Below are 20,952 nucleotides of genomic sequence, written 5' to 3' on the forward strand. Positions count from 1 at the left end.
GTCGCTCGCGCCCTAGGGTGAGCCGCAGGTAGCACCCGGGCTTGGAGGCACGAATGCGGTCACCGAAGGACTTCTTCCGCCCGCTGGCGGTCGGCGCGCCGGACCCGGTCCGCCAGATCCCGCAGCGGCCGTCCCGGATGATCCACTTCTTCGACCCGGGCAACGAGAAGATGGCCGCCAAGGTTCCCGATCTGGCCACCAAGGCCGACGTGCTGCTGGGCAACCTCGAGGACGCGGTGGCCGCCGACCGCAAGGAGATCGCCCGCGCCGGGCTGGTGCGGGTGGCCCGCGAGGCCGACCTCGGTGACACCCAGCTGTGGACCAGGGTCAACAGCCTCGACTCGCCGTGGGCGCTCGACGACCTGATCACGCTGGTGACCGAGGTCGGCGACAAGCTGGACGTGATCATGGTGCCGAAGGTCGAGGGTCCGGAGGACATCCACTACGTGGACCGGCTGCTCGCCCAGTTGGAGGCGCGTGCCGGCCTGCGCCGGCCGCTGCTGGTGCACGCGATCCTGGAGACCGCCTCCGGGGTGGCCAACGTCGAGGCGATCGCGTTGGCCAGCCCGCGCATGCAGGGCATCTCGCTGGGCCCGGCCGACCTGGCCGCGTCCCGGCGGATGAAGACGACCCGGGTCGGCGGCGGGCATCCCGGCTACCTGGTGCGATCGGACCCGACGGGCGACGACCTGAACGAGGGACGCCTGACCTATCAGCAGGACCTGTGGCACTACACGGTCGCGCGGATGGTCGACGCCTGTGCCGAGGCCGGGATCCTGCCCTACTACGGACCGTTCGGCGACATCCGCGACACCGTGGGCTGCGAGGACCAGTTCCGCAACGCCTACCTGCTGGGCTGTGTCGGCGCGTGGAGCCTGCACCCGGCGCAGATCGCGATCGCCAGGAAGGTCTTCTCGCCGTCACCGGAGGAGGTCGCGTGGGCCCGTCGGGTGATCGCCGAGATGGGTGATGGCACCGGCGCGGTCATGATCGACGGGAAGATGCAGGACGACGCGACGGTCAAGCAGTGCCAGGTGATCGCCTCGCTGGCCGACGACCTCGCCGCCCGCGACCCGGAACTCGCCGCCGCCTACGGGTCGGTGTCGGCATGAGGCCCCGCCGGTCGGTGCTGTACATGCCGGGCGCCAACGAACGCGCGCTGGAGAAGGCGAGGTCGCTGCCGGCCGACGCGCTGATCCTGGACCTGGAGGACGCCGTCGCGCCGGACGCCAAGCCGGCCGCCCGCGAGCGGGTCTGCGCCGCGGCGACCTCGGGCGGCTACGGCGACCGTGAGGTCACGATCCGGGTCAACGGCCGGGGAACGCCGTGGCACGAGGACGATCTGGCGGCGGTCGCGGCCGCCGGGCCGGACGCGGTTGTGGTGCCCAAGGTCAACTCGGTCGAGGAGGTGCACGCGATCGAGCGTGCGCTGGCCGCCGCCCCCGACCGCACGAAGATCTGGGCGATGATCGAGACCCCGGTCGCGGTGCTGCGCTGCGCGGAGATCGCCGCGGCCAGCGAGCGGCTGACCGTGCTGGTGCTGGGCACCAACGACCTGGCCAAGGAACTGCTGGCCGACCAGGTCCCCGGCCGCGCGCCGCTGCTGGGCCCGCTGTCGACGTGTGTCCTGGCGGCCAGGGCGACCGGTCGGGTGATCCTCGACGGGGTCTACAACGACGTCCGCGACGACGTCGGGTTCGCGCAGGAGTGCCTGCAGGGCAAGCAGTTCGGCTTCGACGGCAAGACGTTGGTCCACCCTGGACAGATCGGGCCGTGCAACCGGACGTTCGCTCCGTCCGAACAGGACGTCGCGCACGCGCGCCGGGTGATCGAGGCGTTCGCGGCGGCGCAGGCGCACGGGCGGGGCGTGGCCACCGTCGACGGCCGCATGATCGAGAACCTGCACGTGGAGAACGCGCGCCGGGTGCTGGCGCTCGCCGAGGCGGTCGCGAACCTCGCCTGACCCCTCTGACCAGCGGCGTAGCATCGGTGGCAGGGGGCAGGAGGTGCCCGGAGATGCTGTTCGTCGTGGTCGCCGTGCTGGTCCTGCTGGGGATCTGGGCCAGCACGAGTGTTCGTGTGATCCGCCAGTACGAGCGCGGGCTGGTGTTCCGCTGGGGTCGGGTCCTGGAACGGACCCGGGGGCCGGGTCTGGCGCTCATCGCCCCGGTCGCCGACCGGTTGGAGAAGGTGAACCTGCAGGTCGTGACGATGCCGGTGCCCGCGCAGGAGGGCATCACCCGGGACAACGTGACGGTGCGGGTGGACGCGGTGGTCTACTTCAAGGTCATCGACCCGGTGGCGGCGATCGTCAACGTGGAGGACTACCGGTTCGCGGTGGGTCAGGTCGCCCAGTCCTCGCTGCGGTCGATCATCGGCAAGAGCGACCTGGACGACCTGCTGTCCAACCGGGAGAAGCTCAACCAGGGCCTGGAGCTGATGATCGACACCCCGGCGCTGGACTGGGGCATCCACATCGACCGGGTGGAGATCAAGGACGTCGCCCTGCCGGAGTCGATGAAGCGGTCGATGTCGCGTCAGGCCGAGGCCGAGCGGGACCGGCGGGCGCGGGTGATCTCGGCCGACGGCGAGTTCCAGGCCTCGCGCAAGCTCTCCGACGCCGCGCGGGTCATGTCCGACACCCCGGCCGCGTTGCAGCTGCGGTTGCTGGAGACGGTGGTGGCGGTGGCGGCCGAGAAGAACTCGACGCTGGTGCTCCCGTTCCCGGTCGAATTGCTCCGATTTCTCGAGAACTCGCGGGAGTCGGCGCCGAACACCCCAGCTCCGCGGCCTGCCAGTCACGATCAGTGACCGAAATATACGTTCCGTCAGATGGACGTCACAGGCCGTCGAAGGTTGCAGTGATATAACGCACAGATAACGTGATGGCACTTGCCGTTGACCTACCCCGGCAGGCAAGAGTGTTCCTCATGGCAAAGCACCGAGTTGTCAAGGAGGGCCGAAGAGGCCTGTTCGGTCGCACGTCGACCCGCGACGACCTCTTCGAGCGCAGCTTCCGCTCCTGCCACCGCTGTGGCCAGGACGTCTACGTGCTCGCCGACGACTGCCGAGGCTGCGGCGGTTCCCAACTGGAGGCCCGCGCCAGCTGATCGCCGACCCGTGATTCTTCCGACGTGGTCCCGCCCACTTCCCCGACGCGAACGAGCGTTAACCGAGCGATACTGACCGGTATGGCCCGCCTCGCCCAGACCGCCGGACTGACCGACGTGCAGCAGGAGATCCTCGCGACGGTGCGGGACTTCGTCGACAAGGAGATCATCCCGCACGCCCAACGACTCGAACACGGCGACGTCTACCCCCAGGACATCGTCGACGGGATGAAGGAGATGGGCCTGTTCGGGCTCACCATCCCCGAGGAGTACGGCGGGCTCGGCGAGTCCCTGCTCACCTACGCCCTGGTCGTCGAACAGATCGCCCGGGGCTGGATGAGCGTCTCCGGCGTGATCAACACCCACTTCATCGTCGCGCACATGGTCCGCCACCACGGCACCGAGGAGCAGAAACGCGACCTGCTGCCCAGGATGGCCGCCGGCGACGTCCGCGGCAGCTTCTCCATGTCCGAGCCCGACCTTGGCTCCGACGTCGCCGCCATCAAGACCCGCGCCCGCCGTGACGGCGACGACTACGTCATCGACGGCGCCAAGATGTGGCTCACCAACGGCGGCAGCTCCACCCTGATCGCCCTGCTGGTCAGGACCGACGAGGGCGCGGCCAAGGCCCACCAGAACCTGACCGCGTTCCTGGTCGAGAAGCCGACCGGGTTCGGCGAGGTCGCCCCCGGCCTCACCATCCCCGGCAAGATCGACAAAATGGGCTACAAGGGCGTCGACACCACCGAGGCGGTCTTCGACGGCTACCGGATCCCGGCCACCGCCGTACTCGGCGGCACCACCGGCAAGGGCTTCGCGCAGATGATGGACGGCGTCGAGGTCGGCCGGGTCAACGTCGCCGCCCGCGCCTGCGGCATCGCCATCCGGGCCTTCGAACTGGCCGTCGACTACGCCCAGCAGCGCCAGACCTTCGGCAAGCCCATCGCCGAGCACCAGGCGATCGCGTTCAAGCTCGCCGAGATGGCCACCAAGGTCGAGGCCGCGCACCTGATGATGGTCAACGCCGCCCGGCTCAAGGACTCCGGCGCGCGCAACGACGTCGAGGCCGGCATGGCCAAGCTGATCGCCTCCGAGTACTGCGCCGAGGTCACCCAGGACAGCTTCCGCATCCACGGCGGCTACGGCTACTCCAAGGAGTACGAGATCGAGCGGCTGATGCGCGAGGCCCCGTTCCTGCTGATCGGCGAGGGCACCAGCGAGATCCAGAAGACCATCATCAGCCGGGGCCTGCTGCGCGAATATCGATCAAAGGGCTGAGCGGCGACCGGCCGGCCTTGTACCGTCTGGCCGATGCCCCCACTGACCATCTCCCAGCACGAACGCCTGCGGAACCTGGTTCGGCGAAGCCCGGCGTTCATAGGTATGAAGGTCGTCGTCCACGACGACCGCGTCGAGGTACTGCACCCCGAGGAGCTCGAACTGGGTCTGGACACGCTGTCCGGGCTGGTCGCCGACGTCCCCGCCGGCCAGTGGCCCGACGTCGTCGACGACTACCTCAAGCAGGTCCTGGAGCTGGGAACCCGTGACCACGTCGAGCTGACCGGTCCGACCGAGGACCTGCTCGACAAGGTCTACCAGCGGCTGATGGTGCCGCCGGCACCACCGGCCGAGCTGCCGGAGTACGCGGTGGAGTTCGTGCCGGGACTGGTGCTGCTGCTCGCCCTGGACCTGCCCGACGCGGTCGTGACCATCAACGACGAGCACGTGCACCGGCACGGGCTCGACCAGTTGGCCGACGCCGGGCTGGTGAACCTGACCCGGGAACTGCCCGACAGCTATGCCGAGTCCGACGGCGTGTACGTGTTGCAGGGCTCGGTGTACGTCGGCTCGATGGTGCTGGTGCTCGGGTGGGTCATCGAGGCGGTGACCGGGCTGACCGAGACACCCCACGGCGCGCTGGTCGCGATGCCCTCCCGCGAGGGGCTCGTCTTCCACGTCGTGCGGGAGCGGCGCCAGACCGAGCGGGCGCTGGAGGAGATGGCCCAGATCGCGGCCGAGTGGCACCGGGAGAGCACCCACTGGCTGAGCCACCGGGTGTTCTGGTGGCGCCCGGACGGCGTGGTCGAACCGGTCGCCCACTACGACGGGACCGGCATGGTCGACTACTCCTCGAACGAGTACGCCGACATGCTCTACGACGTGGACCGGGCGTGGGATTAGCACGGCTGCCGTGCAATTGGCAGGATGGTGTCAACTGCTGAACGAGGTGAGCAACGGTGACGGGTGCGTTTTCCGGAGCGGGTCGCGGGAGTCAGAACCTTCCCAAGGTGCCCACGCCGCCGTCGGGGTGGCCGATCGGGTCCTACGGCACGTACAAGGAGGCCCACCAGGCGGTCCAGTACCTGGCCGGCAACGAGTTCCCGGTGCAGGAGGTCACCATCGTCGGCGTTGACCTGATGCTGGTCGAACGGGTGATCGGCCGGCTGAGCTGGCCGAAGGTACTGGGCACCGGCGCGCTGTCCGGGGCCTGGTTCGGCCTGTTCGTCGGCCTGCTGCTCGGGTTGTTCAACCCGGCGCCGATGTCCTTCGCACCGATCCTGGTCGGGTTGTCGGCCGGCGTGGTGTTCGGCCTGATCTTCGCCGCAGTCGGGTACGCCACGACCCGCAGCGCCGGCCGGGAGATCGCCTCGGCCAGCCAGCTCGTCGCCGGCCGCTACGACGTCCTCGCCCAGCCGAGGAACGCCGAGAAGGGCCGTGACCTGCTGGCCAAGCTCGCCATGCGCCCCCGGACGGACTGACCGACCACTCCGCCGCACGCGCCCTCCGCGCCTGAATTGCGGCCCGTGACCTGCGGGCTTACGTTCGGTGAACCGACGCATCAGGGGTCGGGCACGCGTCCCGACGCAGGTGGAGGTGCTGGGTAACGGCGGTTCTCCTGCCCTGCCCTCCCGTGCCGAGGGAGGAAGGCGGGAGTCTGATGGGCAGTACCCGGACGGGTGGCCGGGGCGTGGTGCGGTGGCGGGTCGCCGCCGCTGCCTGCGCCGCGCTGCTCACCGCGCCGGCCGTCGCGGCCTGCGGGTCCGAGACCGGCAAGCAGATCAACGTGTACTACGCGCCCGAGGAGAACTTCCAGAGCGTCATCGACACCTGCAACGAGCAGGCGAACGGGCGCTACGAGATCGTCTACCAGAAACTCCCGCGCGACGCCGACGGGCAGCGTGAACAGATGGTCCGCCGGCTCGCCGCCGGCGACACCGACCTGGACATCCTGGGGCTGGACGTCACCTGGGTGCCCGAGTTCGCCGAGGCGAGGTGGCTGGAGGAGTGGACCGGCCAGCGCAAGGCCGACGCCACCGCCGGCGTGCTCGCGATCCCGCTGCGGACCGCGAGCTGGAACGACAGGCTGTACGCGGCGACGAAGAACACCAACGTCCAGCTCCTCTGGTACGACAAGCGGATCACCCCGCGCCCGCCGACGACCTGGCGCGAGATGATCGACACCGCCAGGGACCTCAAGAAACGCGGCCAGCCCTACGAGATCCTGTTCACCGGTGCCCAGTACGAGGGCCTGGTGGTCACCTACAACACGCTGGTCGCCTCCGCCGGCGGGCACATCCTCAACGACGAGGGCACCAAGGTCGTCATGGACGAGGGCGCGGTCGAGGCGCTGGAGATCCTCAAGGAGGTCGCCACCGCCGGGGTCACCGACCCGTCGCTGACCAACGCCCAGGAACAGCAGGTCCAGCAGGCCTTCGAGGCCCCGGACAGCAACTCGGCGTTCGAGCTGAACTGGCCCTACGTCTACGCCGCCATGCAGACCGCCAACCCCGAGCGGGCCAAGAACCTCGCCTGGGCGCGCTACCCCGGTGTCGACGGGCCGGCCAGGGTGACCGTCGGCGGCTACAACCTGGCGGTCAGCGCGTACTCCAACCACAAGGACGAGTCGTTCGAGGCGGCGCTGTGCCTGCGCGGCGCCGCCTCGCAGAAGTTCTCCGCCATCCGCGACGGCGTGCCGCCGACGATCGAGTCGGTCTACACCGACGACCGGCCGCTTGACCCGACCCAGGCGGTCGATCCGGCGAACAACCCGAGCATGGCGACCGCGTACCCGATGCGGGAGGTGATCCTGGAGTCGCTGCGGGACGCCTCGGTGCGGCCGCTGACCGTCGTCTACCAGAACCTGTCGACGATCACCGCGAAGGTGCTCTCCCCGCCGGCCGACATCGATCCGCCGGCCACCGCCCAGGAACTGCGTGAGGGCCTGGCGCAGGCGCTGGAGTCCAAGGGGGTGCTGCCGTGAGCCACGTCCTGGACAGGCCGAGCACCAAGCCGGTGCTCTCGGAGGGCAAGCGGGCCGAGCGGCGGCTGGGCTGGCTGCTGTGCGCGCCGGCCGCGATCGTGATGCTGGCGGTCACCGCCTGGCCGATCATCTACTCGGTGTGGCTCTCGTTGCAGCGCTACGACCTGCGGTTCCCGGACGACCGCCAGTTCGTCGGGTTGGCCAACTACGCGGCGGTGCTGTCCAACGGCTACTGGTGGACCGCGTTCGGCGTCACCACGGTCATCACGGTGGTGTCGGTGGTGATCGAGCTGGTGCTGGGCATGCTGCTGGCGTTGGCGATGCACCGCACGCTGGTCGGCCGGGGCCTGGTCCGCACGGTCACGCTGATCCCGTACGGGATCGTGACCGTGGTGGCCGCGTTCTCCTGGTTCTACGCCTGGAACTCCGACACCGGCTACCTGGCGGCGCTGTTCGGCGCCGAGGCGCCGCTGACCCAGCGGATCCCGTCGCTGCTGATCATCATCCTGGCCGAGGTGTGGAAGACGACGCCGTTCATGGCGCTGCTGCTGATGGCCGGGCTCGCGCTGGTGCCCGACGACCTGCTGCGGGCCGCGTCGATGGACGGCGCGAACGCCTGGCAGCGGTTCACCAGGGTGATGCTGCCGGTGATGAAGCCGGCGATCCTGGTGGCGCTGCTGTTCCGCACGCTGGACGCGTTCCGGATCTTCGACAACATCTTCATCCTCACCAAGGGCGCCAACGACACCTCCTCGGTGTCCATGCAGACCTACAACAACCTGATCAGGGGCCTGAACCTGGGGATCGGCTCGACGATGTCGGTGCTGATCTTCGTCGCGGTGGCGATCATCGCGTTCGTGTTCGTCAAGCTCTTCGGTGCCTCCGCGCCCGGCAACGACCCAGGGGGGAAGCGCTGATGGCCGTCATCGGTGGCAGTACCGCCGGCCGCAAGGCGCGGTGGACCTTCGTCGACCTCCTGATCGTGGCCTACGCGCTGATCCCGGTGCTGTGGACGGTGTCGCTGTCGTTCAAGACGGCCGCGAGCCAGACCGACCGGAACTTCTTCCCCAGCGAGTGGACCTGGCAGAACTACAAGGACATCTTCGCCACCAACGAGTTCGTCCGGGCGCTGGTCAACTCGATCGGCATCGCGCTGATCTCCACGGTGATCGCCGTGGTGCTGGGCATGATGGCCGCCTACGCGATCGCCCGGCTGGACTTCCCCGGCAAGCGGGCGCTGGTCGGCGTCTCGCTGCTGATCGCGATGTTCCCGCAGGTGTCGCTGGTCTCGCCGCTGTTCGAGATGGAACGCCAGCTCGGGCTGTTCGACACCTGGCCCGGCCTGATCCTGCCCTACATCACCTTCGCGTTGCCGCTGGCGATCTACACGCTGTCCGCGTTCTTCCGGGAGATCCCGTGGGAGCTGGAGAAGGCGGCCAAGATGGACGGTGCGACGCCGGCGCAGGCGTTCCGCAGGGTCATCGCGCCGCTGGCCGCGCCGGGCGTGTTCACCACGGCGATCCTGGTGTTCATCTTCTGCTGGAACGACTTCCTGTTCGCCATCTCGCTGACCTCGACCGAGAGGTCGCGCACGGTGCCGGCCGCGCTGTCGTTCTTCACCGGGGCCTCGCAGTTCGAGGCGCCGACCGGATCGATCTCCGCGGCCGCCGTGGTCATCACCATCCCGATCATCGTGTTCGTGTTGTTCTTCCAGCGCCGCATCGTCGCGGGGCTGACGTCCGGTGCCGTGAAGGGCTGAGGGATATGGCTGAGATCGTCCTCGACAAGGTTTCCAAGCGGTACCCGGACGGTGCGCTGGCGGTGTCCGAGGCGGACATCACGATCGCCGACGGCGAGTTCATCATCCTGGTCGGCCCGTCGGGCTGCGGGAAGTCCACGATGCTGAACATGATCGCCGGCCTGGAGGACATCTCCGCCGGCGAGCTGCGCATCGACGGCGAGCGGGTGAACGAGAAGGCGCCCAAGGACCGCGACATCGCGATGGTGTTCCAGTCCTACGCGCTCTACCCGCACATGAGCGTGCGGGAGAACATGGCGTTCCCGCTGCGACTGGCCAAGGTGGACGACGCGACGGTGCGGCGGAAGGTGGACGAGGCGGCGCGGATCCTGGACCTGACCCAGCACCTGGACCGCAAGCCGGCGAACCTGTCCGGCGGACAGCGTCAGCGGGTGGCGATGGGCCGGGCGATCGTGCGCAACCCCAAGGCGTTCCTCATGGACGAGCCACTGTCCAACTTGGACGCCAAGCTGCGGGTGCAGATGCGCACCTCGGTGTCCAAGCTGCAGAAACAACTGGCGACGACGACCGTCTACGTCACCCACGACCAGACCGAGGCGATGACCCTCGGCGACCGGGTGGTGGTGCTGCGCAGCGGGAAGGTGCAGCAGATCGGCTCGCCGCAGTTCCTCTACGACAACCCGGCGAACCTGTTCGTCGCCGGGTTCATCGGCTCGCCGTCGATGAACTTCCTGCCCGGCACCCTGGGGGAGGGCGAGCTGATGACCGCCCTGGGCCCGGTGACGTTGTCCGACCGGGTGCGCCGGCTGGTCGAGGCGGCCGGCGCGCCCCGGGAGGTGATCGCCGGTATCCGCCCGGAGCACTTCGAGGACGTGGCGCTGATGGACGCCGACCACGCGGCCCGGTCCGGCAGCACGTTCACCGCGACGGTCGACGTGCTGGAGTCGATGGGCTCGGACAAGTACGCGTACTTCACCGTCGAGGGCGAGACGGCGGCCTCGGCCGAACTCGACGAGCTGGCGGCCGACTCGGGGACCGCCGACACGGGCGCGACGCCGGGTTCGCAGCTGGTCACCCGCCTGTCGGTGACCTCGCACGCGCGGGAGGGCGAACCGCTGGACGTGTGGTTCGACGCGGACAAGGTGCAGGTGTTCGACCCGTCGACGGGCCGGAACCTGACCTACGCGGGGTAGCCGAGCAGGGTCGTGAGGCCGTAGAGGGCGTAGCTGCCCGGGGTGAGGCTGTACAGCAGCTGGGCGTCGACGAGTTCCTCGAGGGCCTCGCCGACCAGCGGCCGCGGCCAGCCGGTGGCCAGGGCGAGGGCCGCCGGGGTCAGCTCGTCGGCCTCGTGCAGCCGGCCGAGCAGCGCGGCGGCGGCCCGCTCGGTGTCCTTGCCGCTGCCGGCGAGCTGGTCGACCGAGACCCGCAGACTGGTGAGGACCTCGGCGAGGTCGGTGAGCCGGTTGTCCGGGTCGGCGAGCCGTTCGACCCACGCGCGCAGCGGCCAGTGCGGCCGGGCGGCGGCCCGCGTGGCGACCACGCGCAGCGCGAGCGGGTTGTTGGCACACAGCTCGGCGATCTCGGTGGCGGCCCGCGGTTCGGCGTCGACCTTGCGCGGCCCGACGATCCGGCCGAGCAACGCGACGGTGTCGGCGGTGGACAGCGGATCGACGTGCACGTGCACGGTCCCGTCCGGCCCGGCGATGGGCCGCCGGCTGGTGACGATGGCCGCGCAGCCAGGCTCGTCCGGGATCACCGGCAGTACCTGTGAGGCGTTGGTCGCGTTGTCCAGGACGACGAGCACGCGCCGTCCCCGCAGCCGGGCCCGGTAGGCGCGGACGTCCCCGGTGGTGTCGTGGTGTGGGTCGAGGGTGCCGCGGGCGCGGGTCCAGCGTGCTGCGCCCTGCTCGACCGGCGACGGCCCACCGAGCAGCGCCGTGAGCACCGAGGCGGGGCTGGCCGGCGGGGTGTCCGGCCGGTTGCCGGTGAGGTCGACGTAGCGGATGCCGTCCGGGTAGCGGTCGCGCTGCTGGCTGGCGAACTGGGCGGCGAGCGTGGACTTCCCGACCCCGGCGGACCCGTGCACGAAACACACCACCGGCCCCGGGCCGGCGCAGCGCTCCCGCAGCTCGGCGAGTTCGGCGACCCGCCCGGTGAACGTCGCGATCGGCGGCGGTGGCTCGGCGGGCGGCGGGTCGGCCGGGGCCGGCGCGTTGATCCGCACGAAGGGGACGGACTGGGTGAGGTCCTCCCGCAGGATCGACTCGTGCAGCCGGCGTAGCTCCGGCCCCGGTTCGACGCCCAGCTCGGCGACCATCCGTTCGCGGATGCGCTGGTAGTGGGCGAGCGCCTCGGTGGGGCGGCGGGCGCGGTAGAGGGAGATCATCAGCTGCCGGCAGAGCCGTTCACGCAGCGGATAGGTGCCGGTGAGGGCGGTCAGCTCGGGGATGAGCCGGGCGTGCCAGCCCAGCCGCAGCCGAACCTCGAAGCTCTCCTCCAGCGCGCCGAGATACAGCTCCTCCAGCCGTGGCCCGTGGACGAGCCGCATCGGGACGTCACCGAGGTCGGCCAGCGGAGTGCCCCGCCACAGCCGCAGGGCCTCGTCGAACAGCTGCGCCGCCCGCACCGGATTCGGCGAGCCCACCGTCCGCGCCTGCTCCACCAACGCGGCGAACCGAACGGCGTCCACCTGATCCGGCTGGATCGAGAGCCGGTACCCCGGGGCGACGGTGTCCAGAACCTGTTCGGGCAGTGCCCGCCGCACCCGCTGGACGTAGTTGCGGATGGTCACGTGAGCGGTGTGCGGCGGCTGCGGCCCCCAGAGCTGATCAACGATGGAGTCGACGGAGACGGTTTCCCCTGGCCGAACGAGCAGCGTCGCGAGAACGGCGCGCTGCATGGGGGCGGTCACGGGGACGGCGGTGCCGGCGTGCCACACCTCGACCGGGCCGAGGATCCGGAAGTCCACCGTCGCTCCTCTCGGACGTCCGGTCGGAACCGTACCCCCGCGGGGTCGCCCACCTCATCCCACAGCGCCCACACCGAAACCCGCGACACCCCACCAACGCCGGTCAGACTCAGGCACGTGCACGGAAAAGACGGCGTTCAGCCGAATGCGGCGTGGCACGCGACGTCGCGTCGGGATGGTGTCGTGCCAACAGCACGACGCCGACGATCGCCGTGAGGGCCCCAGCGACCAGACCGATTCCGGTGAGGCCGCCGGCGTCGGCCGTCTCGTCCAGCAGGCCGATGGCGATGGCCGTGGCGACCATGGGGCTCAGGACCGTCTGGCAGCCCACCACCACGTCCGGCGGGCCGCTCGCGTACGCCAGCTGGATGTACCACGACCCGACGGCGAAGGCCACCACCAGCGCGGTCGCCGAGATGGCGGACACGCCGGCCAGACCGGCGGTCTGGAACGTGTAGGTGACGTCGCGGACCAGGATGGAGACCAGGCCGTAGGCGGCGCCGGCGCCGGTCGCCAGGACGACGCAGCGGGTGATGCCTTCGCGGAGGGCGCCGATGACACCGAACAGGACGACGGCCGCGCCGACCAGTTCGCAGGCCAGGAGGATGCCGGCGTCGGGGAAGTGGGTGGGAGTCGCGCTGACCGACGCCAGGGCCACGAACACCGAGACGCCGATGGTGCTGGCGAGGATGGCGATGATCGCGGCCCTGTCCAGGCGCAGGCCGGACGCCCGCGCGTTGAGGATGGCCACCGCGGGTAGTGCCAGGACCACGATCGGGGCGACGATGGTGACCGGGGCCAGGGCGAGGGCCAGGATCTGCATGATGGCGCAGGCGGTGAGGACGGCCACGCCCAGTAGCCATTTGCGGTTGTGGACCAGGCGGCCGATGCCGCGCAGGCCGAGGTCCTTGTCCCGCGTCTCGCTGCGGACGCCCTGGTGTTGGAGTTGGGCGCCGATCGCGCTGCACAACGCGCCGAGCACGGCGAACGTGATGGCGAGCGCAATCATCAGGTGGCCTCGACTCTCGCTGGCTGCCGGCTCTCCCGAGCGGAGCTGACGGCCACCCGCAGCAGGCGCACCGCGAGCGCCATCAATATCAGCATCTCAAGTCCGAACAGCGCACGCTGAACGAGACCGGAGACACCCCGCCCGTCCAGCACACCAGGGATCGCCAGGCTGGGGAAGACGTCCGGCAGCCGGCACGCCAGATACCCGGCTGCCAGGCCCATCGCCACCATCGCCAGCCGGCGGACCACCCGGGCGGTGCGCTGCCACCGGGGGTCGCCGGCCAGGCGCCTGGCCAGGGTGAGGCCCGCCAGGGGCAGGCTCACGAACAGTGACGCCCCGGCCACCTGGTGGATCACCCCGGAGGTGCTGACGATGGACTTGCCGTTGTCGGTCGGGAAGATCGCGCACAGGGTGAGGCTGGTGCACCAGACCCCGAACAGTGCCGTGGCCGCCCCGCCGAGCCGGATGCCGACCGCGCGCAGGCCGACGAGCATCAGCACGGTGCCGGCCGCCAGCACGATCACCGAGGTGGCGAACTCCTCGCGGCCGTCACCGTAGAAGACGTAGTAGCTGACCGCGCGGGAGAACGGGTCGACCTCGCTGGCGAACTGGATGTTCAGGTAGGTCATCGTCGCCAGGGAGCGGACCATCGCCACGAGCGAGAGCAGCGACAACCCGGCCGAGAGCGCCAGCAGCCCACCCAGCCACGGTCCGCGCCTGGTTCTGGGTACCCGCGTTCCCCCGTCCACCACTCCCCCCGCTGGTCGTGCCTACCTACGATCAACGTGCGTAGCCACGAACAGATTCCCGTACCGGACCTGAGAACCGCCTCAGTCCCGCTCTAGCCGTTCCAGATCTGCACCCCCGTGACCACGTACGGCGCGGCCGGCACGAAGGTGCCGCCGCCGGGATAGGTGGCGAACTCGCCCTCGGTGGCGCAGTCGCGTGCCTGGTAGACGGTGACCGGTCTGGACGTTCGATTGACGAACGAGCGCGCCTCGAGCGCGCCGGGCAGCGGTAGGCACTCCTCGGGATTGGCGTTCGCCAGTGCTATTCGGTGAACATCACCGGAGTAGTCCTCTTCGGACCACAGGCAGAACTCGCCGCGTTCGCACGGGTCCGCCTCGCGTGCCGCGGCGACGGCCGGCGCGGCCAGGGCGGCCGTGGCCATGGTGGTGGCCACGGTGGCGCAGGCGGTGGCGCAGATGGTGGCCAGACGGATGACGGTGGTGTTCATCGGACATGCTCCTTCGGTGACGTGGCGGCCGGTGTGGTCGCTGGTGTCGAGCATGTCGTGGGTGGGGGAGAACGCCAAAAAGTTGTCCACAGGCCGCGCGTGCCTGGTCAGCGGCGTTTGTTGCGCTGGATGGCGCCGATGACCTCGTCGTCCCACCGGTGGCTGCGGATCAGCCGGTACCGTTCGCACGCCACCGACATGTAGGCCCGCGCCTCGGTCTGCTCGTCGACCAGTTCCGCCTCGCGCAGCAGGCGGATCACTGGCTGGAACTCCTCGTCATACCAACGGTGGGCAACTGTCACCCGATCGAGGAATTGGCCCTCGTCCTGCATGAGACGAAAGCCCCACGCCTCGATGGCCTCCGCGAGTTCGCCGTAATCCTCCGGATCGGTGAGCACGATCGACCGGCGAGCGTCGCCGGTCAGCGGGACGCGGTCGAGAAAGATCCGCCGGTAGTCCTTGACCAGCAGGTCACCTCGATAGCGGACGCCTTCCGGGGACAGCCTGGTGAGGACTTCGGTGACATAGGCGTCGATCGTCGCCAGGCCAAGAGCGTGGGCGACCGAGACCCGGTGGTGTCCATCAAGGACGAAATGCATGTCCCCGATCCGGTAGACCTCGATCGGGGGTACTGACTCGCCGCGTCGCTGGGCCAGTGCCAGCCGCTGCCAGCGTTCCCTGACCTGTCCCGAGGTCGGCCGGAACCGGCGGTCGAACTCGCGATCCCGGTCCACGCTGCCCACGATCGAGTCCAGCCGGATCACCCGCAGACCCAGCCGCCGCTCGCCCGCCCGGCCGAGCGCGGCCACCACCTCGTCGAAGGGCAGCATGATGTTCACGTCGTCGGGCGCGCGGCGCATCCACGCCGCCAGCTTCGACATCACCTGCCGCCGGCGGGCCCGCAGGAAGTCGTTCTCCGCGTCCGCGGCGGGAAAACCCGTGTCACGGTTCATCGGTGCCTCCCGGTGCGGGCACCTCGAGGAGGCGGTGCCCGACGGTGTTCACGATCCGAGTGTCGCCGAGTTCCCGGTCGGGCACCGGCTGGCCGTGCGGGTGGATGTGCCCGTGCACCATCAGCGCCGGGCGCAGCTTCTCCACGGCGGTCCGCAGACAGACGAAGCCCCGGTGGGCGGGGTCCTCGCGGTCGCCGAGGTCGCGCGGCGGCGAGTGGGTGAGCAACACGTCCACCCGCCGACCGTCGCGCCACCGGCGGCGGGCGGCGGCCCTGGTCACCCGTCCGGCGCGGCGGGCCTGCTGGCGCTCGGTCCACTGGTTGGGGCCGTCGTTGTACCGGATCGAGCCGCCAAGGCCGGCGATCCGCACCCCGGCGACGTCCACCACCCGGCCGTCGGCGTTCACCCAGCCGGCGGGGCCGGGGTCGGCGGCCGGCAGGCCGTCGCGCAGCGACAGGCCGCGTGAGCGGGAGTAGCCGGACAGGTCGGCGTCGTGGTTGCCTGGGACCAGCACGCACGGCCGGTCCAGCGCGTCGGCGAGGTGCTCGAGGTAGTCGAAGGGCAGGTCACCGGCGGCGAGTACCAGGTCGACGTCGCCCGCCCGCTTGTGGAGCCAGTCGGTCCACAAGGAGTCGACCACCTCGTCGGAGACGGTGAGCACCCTGGCCACACCGCCAGGGTACGACTCCGGGAAATGTGCGGATGCAAGCGCATACACGCAAGGTGTACCCGTACTAGTGCTCTCCGCGCGGGCAGTGATTACCCTCAGAAACACTGTCGGGGATCCAGAGGGAGCGCGGACACGAATGGTGGGCCAAGCGAGCGACTCCAGCGACTACTACGTCAGCGGTGGCGTCAACTGGGCGGGCTTCACGCTCGCCGAACTCGTGGCGATGGTGGCCGAACAGGCGGACCCGGCACAGCTCGAGGGTCTCGCCCAGGACTGGCGTGCCACCGGCGACGGCGTCGTCGACGCCGCTGACTACCTGGGCAGAGCGCTGGACGACCTGATGAACTACTGGACCGGTGCCTCGGCGGACAAGGCGCGCAACGTCGTCGCGCTCAACGCCCAGTGGGTCTCCGACCTGGGCACGACCGCCCGCGAGATGGGCGGCCCGATCGACGACGCGGCCGGCGCGCTCAAGGCCGCGCAGGCGACGATGCCGCCGGTGCCACCGGCCCCGCCCGAGGTCGTACCCGGTGCGGCGCCGGACGCGGCCGCCGACATGCAGGCGTTGACCCGCAGCCCGCTCGGTGCCGCCGTCGGCGCCACCGCCGAGGGCTCGACCAGCGGGTTCGCCGTCCAGGCCGAACAGGCCGAGGCGAAGCGGGTCGCGGTGGAGACCATGCAGCGCTTCGAGGAGGCGGCGCTGGGCATCGACCGCACCACGCCGAGGTTCCTCGGGCCGGACAGCGAACTGCGGCCCGACCCCGACTTCGCCGGCAACGTCGTCGACCCCGGCGAGGCGATCTGGATCAGCACGGTCACCTCGACCGCCGGGGTCGACCTGCGCTGGCAGATCCTCACCGGCATGACCGGCGAGGGCGGCGGGTCGCCCTACTCCGGCGGCAGCGGGTACGGCGGTGGCGGCATCGACCCGTTCACCGGCCGCAGCCTCGGTGGCGGCGCCGGCGGGTTCGGCGTCGGGGCGATCGGAGCCGGCGCGGTCGGCGCGCGGACCGGGCAGGGATCCGGCGGACGTCCCGAACTGGGGATGGCCGCGCGTGGTGGTCTGCCGACGGGACCGTCGGGCGCGGTGATCGGCGGTGGCGGTGGCCCCGGCGGGATGCCCATCGGCGGGCCGATGGGTGGCGCGCCGATGGCCGGCGCCGGGATGGGTGGCGCCGCGACGCAGCCGCACCGCAGACGGTTTCCGTTCGACGCCGACGATCCGTTCGACACGGGACAGAAGGCGTCACCGCCGGTCATCGGACTCTGACGCACTGAGGGGAAGCGGAGATGGAGCAGGAGCAGGTGTTCTCGCCGTCGCCGATGCCCGGGGCCGAGGCGTCGTCGACGGTCGTGGACGCCGACGCCTCGGCGTTCCGGGCGGCCGCCGACTCGGCGGTGCTGCGGTTACGGCACGACGGTGTGGCCGGTGACCCGGGTGGCGACGCCGGCCTGACCGGTGTCGCGGAGGTGTCCGAGGTTCCGGAGATCCCGGCGGCCCCGCCGCCGATGCCCGAGGCGGTGCCGGGCGGCTCGCCCGACGACGCGGTGGTCGTGGCGCCGCCGGTGGCCGTGGCGCCGCCGGTGGCTGAGGCGCCGCCGCCGATGCCGGAGGCCGGGCCGGCTCCCGAACCGCCGCCGGAGCCGACGGTGGCCCCGGTGCCCGAGGCCGCGCCGCCACCGGCCGAGATGCCCGAGACGGTGGCGTCGCCGAACTACGGGTGGGCGATCGATCCGCACAAGGTCAAGGAGTTCGGCGACGCGGTCATCCGCGCCCGGTCCTTTTTGGACTCCGTGCGGTTGAAGGTGGAGCGGATGCAGGGGGTCGAGCTGACCCCGCAGCTGGGCACCAGCCCGGTCGGCCAGCAGCTGTCCAAGAAGTTCGACGACCGTCTCAACTCGACGGTCGGGCTGCGGTCGATGCTCGACGAGGCCATGCGGCGGATGCAGGACTTCGTCGCCAGCGCCGAGGCCGCGGCACGCTCCTACGAGGAGATGGACGAACAGGCGCGCGCCTCCTACGACGGCATCGTGCCCGACGTCGCCGGGGTGCTCGGTGACGTCGTCGCCGACCTGACCAACAGTGGTCCCAACGGTTACGGCGAGGACGACAACCCGTACAAGGACTACGGCAGCTACGGCGACCACCACCACGACCACGACGACGATGACGACGACGACTACGACGACGATGACGACGACGACTCCGGCAGCGACGACGAGTACGGCGATGACGAGTCCGGCGACGAGTCCGGCGACGACGACGGTGTCGGCGGTGCCATCGGCGACGGCCTCGACGGCGACGGCGACGGCGACGACAGCGGCTTCGGTGACGAGGACGACGGCGGCTTCGGCGGCGACGGTGACAGCGGCGACGGTGACAGCGGCGACGACAGCGAGGACGGCCAGAGCGGTTCCGGCGGTGGTGGGGACCAGGCCGGTGGCGGCAACGGTGGTCAGCCCGGCAGCGACTCCGGGGGTGGCGACGACCACGCCGGTGACGGCTCCGGCGATGGCTCCGGCGATGGCGATGGCGACGGCGGCCCCGGTGGTGGCCCCGGTGGCTCCGACGGTGACCAAGCCGGTGATGGTGCTGGCTCCGGTGACAACGGCGGCGGCTCAGGTGACCGAACTGGTGACGGTGGCGGCTCCGGCGATGGGGCCGGCGACGGCTCCGGTGAGAAGGCCGGTGACGGTAGCGGCTCCGGTGAACAAGCCGGTGGCAGTGGTGACCGCGGCGGCGATGGCAGCGGTCCCGGTGAGAAGGCCGGCGACGACGGCCCCGGCAATGACCGGGGCGGCTCCGGCGATCGGGCAGGGGACGGCTCCGGTGAGAGGGCCGGTGACGGCACCAGCGGCAACGGCAGCGGCAATGGTGGCGATCCCGGCGTGGCGATCCTGGCCGGAGACTCCGGCGGCACCGGCGATTCCGGCGGCTCCGGGGAAACCGGTGACTTCGGGGACTTCGGGGATTCCGACGGGCACGGGAACATCTCCGGTGATCTCACCGGTTCCGTGACCGGCACCCTGTTCCCGACGCCCTCGCCGCGATGATCGTCAACACCAGGGCCGCGGTCGCGGTCAGCCTGGCCGAGGTCGACCTGCTGTGCTCGGCCGCCGACTCGGCGCCGCCGTATCCCTTGCGTATCCCCAGTTTCGGCACCACCGTCGCCGAGCGGCGGGCGGTGTTGCGCGACGCCGGTGAGCAGCTCGCCGCCCGGGGGCTCGCCGACGAGCGCGGTCCGCTGGGGGTCGCCGAGGCGTTCGCGTACCTGTTGCAGGACAGCGTGTACGTGCTGGATCTGCTGCTCACCTCCGGCTCCGACGCGTACGGGGCGGTGATGCTGGCCCGGCGGGACATCGCGGTGCTGGTCACCCAGGCCCTCACCGGCGACCGCGCGGTGCACCTCGCCGAGTTCACGCTCGACGACGCCGTGGACGAGCTCCTGGCGATGATCCCGGTGCGCGAGCCCGCCAGGACCGCCCCGTTCTCGCTGCCGGCGCAGGCGCTGCGCCGGGTGCACGCGCACCTGCGCGACCGGACCGATCTCGACGACGCCGAGTGGGACGGGGTGCTCGCCGCGAACGGGGTGACCGACCGGACCGCCCGCCGGCTGGTCGGGCAGCTGCAACCGGTGGTGGGCAACGGGCAGTTGGGGCTCGCGGCCCGGGGCGGCTACGCCAAGGAGTGGCGCCGCGCCGGTGAGGAGCTGCGGTGGCTGGACACCGAGCGCGGCCGGTTCCAGCTCCTCGCGGCCGAGGACGACGGCTGGATGAGCGTCAACCCCATGCATCCGGCCGATCTGTCCAACGCGGTGCGCCAGATGGCCGGATCGCTACGCGGCTAATTATTTGCCGCTGGAAACTTCCCCTCGATCACCGTCGACGGCTCTCCCTCCGGTCAGTCCTGTCCGATAACGTGGACCGTCGGATTCGATGATCGTGGGGAGCTGGGGCGTGGGCACCTTCGAACAGTTCGTCCAGCGGGCGCTGGAGGCCAGGGAGCGGGCCGCCCAGGCAGCCCAGGCCGCCGAGCAGGAACGCCGCCGCCGCCGCGAGGAGCACGACCAGTACGTCACCGGCGGCGTCAACTGGAACGGCTACGGGCTCGAACCGCTGATCAGGATGGTCGCCGAGCGGGCGAACCCCGCCCAGTTGGACGCGCTGGCCGGCGAGTGGAGCCGGCACGGGCAGTCGATCGTCGCCACGTCCGAGAACCTGCGCCACTCGCTCACGACCCTGATGAACTACTGGTCGGGCAGCGCCTCGGACACCGCGCTGAACCGGGTCACCGGCAACGTCTCCTGGATCTCCGAACTCGGCGGTACCGCCCAGCGGATGTCCGCGCCGATCCAGGACGCGGCCGGCGCCCTGACCTCCGCCCAGGACACCATGCCCGGCATGCCGAAGAACAACTGGCTGGCCACCGCCGGGGGCGGCGCGGCAGCCGGGTTCGCCGTCGGCGGGCCGATCGGGGCCGCGTTCGGCGCGGTGCTCGGCGGCATCGCCAGCGCGTTCGGGTTCGGCAGCAGCAAACGCAAGCTCAAGCGCAAGGCGGTGCAGACCATGCAGCGCTACGAGGGCGCGCTGCTGGGCATCGACCAGTCCACCCCGCGTTTCGGTCTGCCGACCGACGGCGTCAACCCCGGCGCTCCGCCGGGCTCCAACCCGGGCCCCGGGATCGACCGGCCGCCCGGCGCGGTCTCCCCGCCCGGTGTCGGGCCCGGTGGGCCGTCGCGGCCAGGGCAGCCACCGGACTGGGGCGGGGTGACCGACCCCTCGTTCGCCGGGTCGCCGGAGGGCCGGTGGCAGTCGCTGACCGGGCTGGGACCGGGCGGTGGCGGTGGCGGCAACTCCTTCACCGGCGGTCCTGCTGGCGCGGGTCTCGGCGCGTTCCCGCCCGGTGCGATGGGCGCCGGCCGGCCGGGTGCGCCGGTCGGGGCCGGCGGCCGGGGCGGTGCCTACGGCGGGCGCGGCGCGCTCGG

General features: G+C 70.9%; 21 protein-coding genes. 15 read left to right on the plus strand and 6 right to left on the minus strand.

The genetic code is table 11. The annotated features are described in order from the left end of the window. Positions 1–53 precede the first annotated feature (53 nt). The 11 genes from BLA60_RS29010 to BLA60_RS29060 all read left to right on the plus strand — a co-directional run bounded on the left by BLA60_RS29010 (position 54) and on the right by BLA60_RS29060 (position 10,323). Positions 54–1,112, plus strand: a complete 1,059-nt coding sequence (locus tag BLA60_RS29010; RefSeq protein ID WP_075136182.1) for an HpcH/HpaI aldolase/citrate lyase family protein — start codon at positions 54–56, stop codon at positions 1,110–1,112. After that, a complete protein-coding gene (locus tag BLA60_RS29015) occupies positions 1,109–1,963 on the plus strand; it encodes an HpcH/HpaI aldolase/citrate lyase family protein (protein ID WP_075136183.1) in 855 nt (284 codons plus the stop codon). The genes BLA60_RS29010 and BLA60_RS29015 overlap by 4 nt, the downstream gene beginning before the upstream one ends. A gap of 53 nt (positions 1,964–2,016) precedes the next feature. Continuing rightward, the gene (locus BLA60_RS29020) at positions 2,017–2,811 is read left to right on the plus strand and encodes a slipin family protein (protein ID WP_075136184.1); all 795 of its coding nucleotides are present in this window, start codon (positions 2,017–2,019) and stop codon (positions 2,809–2,811) included. Positions 2,812–2,930: 119 nt separating this feature from the next. Then, the gene (locus tag BLA60_RS29025; RefSeq protein WP_154814682.1) at positions 2,931–3,110 is read left to right on the plus strand and encodes a hypothetical protein; all 180 of its coding nucleotides are present in this window, start codon (positions 2,931–2,933) and stop codon (positions 3,108–3,110) included. Positions 3,111–3,191: 81 nt separating this feature from the next. Beyond that, on the plus strand, positions 3,192–4,388 hold the full coding sequence (locus BLA60_RS29030; RefSeq protein WP_075136186.1) for an acyl-CoA dehydrogenase family protein: 1,197 nt from the start codon (positions 3,192–3,194) through the stop codon (positions 4,386–4,388). Between the two features lie 105 nt (positions 4,389–4,493). Then, complete coding sequence (locus BLA60_RS29035; protein WP_075136187.1) at positions 4,494–5,291, plus strand: hypothetical protein; 798 nt, start codon at positions 4,494–4,496, stop codon at positions 5,289–5,291. Between the two features lie 56 nt (positions 5,292–5,347). Beyond that, positions 5,348–5,869 (plus strand): YflT domain-containing protein, encoded by a 522-nt coding sequence (locus BLA60_RS29040; RefSeq protein WP_075136188.1) that lies wholly within the window; start codon positions 5,348–5,350, stop codon positions 5,867–5,869. A 179-nt stretch (positions 5,870–6,048) separates the two neighbouring features. After that, positions 6,049–7,371, plus strand: coding sequence for an ABC transporter substrate-binding protein (locus BLA60_RS29045; protein ID WP_075136189.1), 1,323 nt, complete (start codon positions 6,049–6,051; stop codon positions 7,369–7,371). Beyond that, on the plus strand, positions 7,368–8,288 hold the full coding sequence (locus tag BLA60_RS29050) for a carbohydrate ABC transporter permease (RefSeq protein ID WP_075136190.1): 921 nt from the start codon (positions 7,368–7,370) through the stop codon (positions 8,286–8,288). Before BLA60_RS29045 ends, BLA60_RS29050 begins: the two co-directional genes overlap by 4 nt. Then, positions 8,288–9,130 carry a carbohydrate ABC transporter permease gene (locus BLA60_RS29055; protein WP_075136191.1) on the plus strand — a complete coding sequence of 281 codons (843 nt, stop codon included), beginning with the start codon at positions 8,288–8,290 and terminating at the stop codon, positions 9,128–9,130. The genes BLA60_RS29050 and BLA60_RS29055 overlap by 1 nt, the downstream gene beginning before the upstream one ends. A 5-nt stretch (positions 9,131–9,135) precedes the next feature. Then, entirely contained in the window at positions 9,136–10,323 is a 1,188-nt protein-coding gene (locus BLA60_RS29060; protein ID WP_075136192.1) for an ABC transporter ATP-binding protein, read from the plus strand. Here BLA60_RS29060 and BLA60_RS29065 read toward each other — a convergent pair. The 6 genes from BLA60_RS29065 to BLA60_RS29090 all read right to left on the minus strand — a co-directional run bounded on the left by BLA60_RS29065 (position 10,311) and on the right by BLA60_RS29090 (position 15,967). Next, positions 10,311–12,098, minus strand: a complete 1,788-nt coding sequence (locus BLA60_RS29065) for an AfsR/SARP family transcriptional regulator (protein ID WP_075136193.1) — start codon at positions 12,096–12,098, stop codon at positions 10,311–10,313. The genes BLA60_RS29060 and BLA60_RS29065 overlap by 13 nt on opposite strands. A gap of 109 nt (positions 12,099–12,207) precedes the next feature. Then, positions 12,208–13,107: a DMT family transporter gene (locus BLA60_RS29070; protein ID WP_075136194.1), complete on the minus strand. Its 900-nt coding sequence runs from the start codon at positions 13,105–13,107 to the stop codon at positions 12,208–12,210. Continuing rightward, entirely contained in the window at positions 13,107–13,856 is a 750-nt protein-coding gene (locus tag BLA60_RS29075) for a DUF998 domain-containing protein (RefSeq protein WP_075136224.1), read from the minus strand. The genes BLA60_RS29070 and BLA60_RS29075 overlap by 1 nt, the downstream gene beginning before the upstream one ends. Before the next feature lie 92 nt (positions 13,857–13,948). After that, a complete protein-coding gene (locus BLA60_RS29080; RefSeq protein ID WP_075136225.1) occupies positions 13,949–14,344 on the minus strand; it encodes a peptidase inhibitor family I36 protein in 396 nt (131 codons plus the stop codon). A gap of 107 nt (positions 14,345–14,451) precedes the next feature. After that, positions 14,452–15,297, minus strand: a complete 846-nt coding sequence (locus BLA60_RS29085; protein WP_075136195.1) for a chromosome partitioning protein ParB — start codon at positions 15,295–15,297, stop codon at positions 14,452–14,454. After that, entirely contained in the window at positions 15,287–15,967 is a 681-nt protein-coding gene (locus tag BLA60_RS29090; RefSeq protein ID WP_075136196.1) for a metallophosphoesterase family protein, read from the minus strand. Before BLA60_RS29090 ends, BLA60_RS29085 begins: the two co-directional genes overlap by 11 nt. 136 nt (positions 15,968–16,103) lie before the next feature. Between BLA60_RS29090 and BLA60_RS29095 the strand changes: the two genes are divergently transcribed. From BLA60_RS29095 to BLA60_RS29110, 4 genes are all read left to right on the plus strand, one after another. After that, the gene (locus tag BLA60_RS29095; protein ID WP_075136197.1) at positions 16,104–17,237 is read left to right on the plus strand and encodes a PPE domain-containing protein; all 1,134 of its coding nucleotides are present in this window, start codon (positions 16,104–16,106) and stop codon (positions 17,235–17,237) included. 20 nt (positions 17,238–17,257) lie between these two features. Continuing rightward, positions 17,258–19,021 carry a hypothetical protein gene (locus BLA60_RS43715; protein WP_075136198.1) on the plus strand — a complete coding sequence of 588 codons (1,764 nt, stop codon included), beginning with the start codon at positions 17,258–17,260 and terminating at the stop codon, positions 19,019–19,021. After that, a complete protein-coding gene (locus BLA60_RS29105) occupies positions 19,018–19,815 on the plus strand; it encodes an ESX secretion-associated protein EspG (protein ID WP_075136199.1) in 798 nt (265 codons plus the stop codon). The genes BLA60_RS43715 and BLA60_RS29105 overlap by 4 nt, the downstream gene beginning before the upstream one ends. Positions 19,816–19,924: 109 nt before the next feature. Next, on the plus strand, positions 19,925–20,952 hold a 1,028-nt coding region (locus BLA60_RS29110; protein ID WP_075136200.1), incomplete at its 3' end, for a WXG100 family type VII secretion target.

Source organism: Actinophytocola xinjiangensis, assembly GCF_001921215.1.
Classification (GTDB): domain Bacteria; phylum Actinomycetota; class Actinomycetes; order Mycobacteriales; family Pseudonocardiaceae; genus Actinophytocola; species Actinophytocola xinjiangensis.

Excerpts from the sequence above, each read along its gene's own strand:
- BLA60_RS43715 (WP_075136198.1), top strand. The coding sequence starts at position 17,258 with ATGGAGCAGGAGCAGGTGTTCTCGCCGTCGCCGATGCCCGGGGCCGAG.
- BLA60_RS29085 (WP_075136195.1), bottom strand. The coding sequence starts at position 15,297 with ATGAACCGTGACACGGGTTTTCCCGCCGCGGACGCGGAGAACGACTTC.
- BLA60_RS29010 (WP_075136182.1), top strand. The coding sequence starts at position 54 with ATGCGGTCACCGAAGGACTTCTTCCGCCCGCTGGCGGTCGGCGCGCCG.
- BLA60_RS29060 (WP_075136192.1), top strand. The coding sequence starts at position 9,136 with ATGGCTGAGATCGTCCTCGACAAGGTTTCCAAGCGGTACCCGGACGGT.
- BLA60_RS29070 (WP_075136194.1), bottom strand. The coding sequence starts at position 13,107 with ATGATTGCGCTCGCCATCACGTTCGCCGTGCTCGGCGCGTTGTGCAGC.
- BLA60_RS29035 (WP_075136187.1), top strand. The coding sequence starts at position 4,494 with ATGAAGGTCGTCGTCCACGACGACCGCGTCGAGGTACTGCACCCCGAG.
- BLA60_RS29020 (WP_075136184.1), top strand. The coding sequence starts at position 2,017 with ATGCTGTTCGTCGTGGTCGCCGTGCTGGTCCTGCTGGGGATCTGGGCC.
- BLA60_RS29030 (WP_075136186.1), top strand. The coding sequence starts at position 3,192 with ATGGCCCGCCTCGCCCAGACCGCCGGACTGACCGACGTGCAGCAGGAG.
- BLA60_RS29025 (WP_154814682.1), top strand. The coding sequence starts at position 2,931 with ATGGCAAAGCACCGAGTTGTCAAGGAGGGCCGAAGAGGCCTGTTCGGT.
- BLA60_RS29095 (WP_075136197.1), top strand. The coding sequence starts at position 16,104 with ATGGTGGGCCAAGCGAGCGACTCCAGCGACTACTACGTCAGCGGTGGC.
- BLA60_RS29015 (WP_075136183.1), top strand. The coding sequence starts at position 1,109 with ATGAGGCCCCGCCGGTCGGTGCTGTACATGCCGGGCGCCAACGAACGC.
- BLA60_RS29045 (WP_075136189.1), top strand. The coding sequence starts at position 6,049 with ATGGGCAGTACCCGGACGGGTGGCCGGGGCGTGGTGCGGTGGCGGGTC.
- BLA60_RS29055 (WP_075136191.1), top strand. The coding sequence starts at position 8,288 with ATGGCCGTCATCGGTGGCAGTACCGCCGGCCGCAAGGCGCGGTGGACC.
- BLA60_RS29105 (WP_075136199.1), top strand. The coding sequence starts at position 19,018 with ATGATCGTCAACACCAGGGCCGCGGTCGCGGTCAGCCTGGCCGAGGTC.
- BLA60_RS29080 (WP_075136225.1), bottom strand. The coding sequence starts at position 14,344 with ATGAACACCACCGTCATCCGTCTGGCCACCATCTGCGCCACCGCCTGC.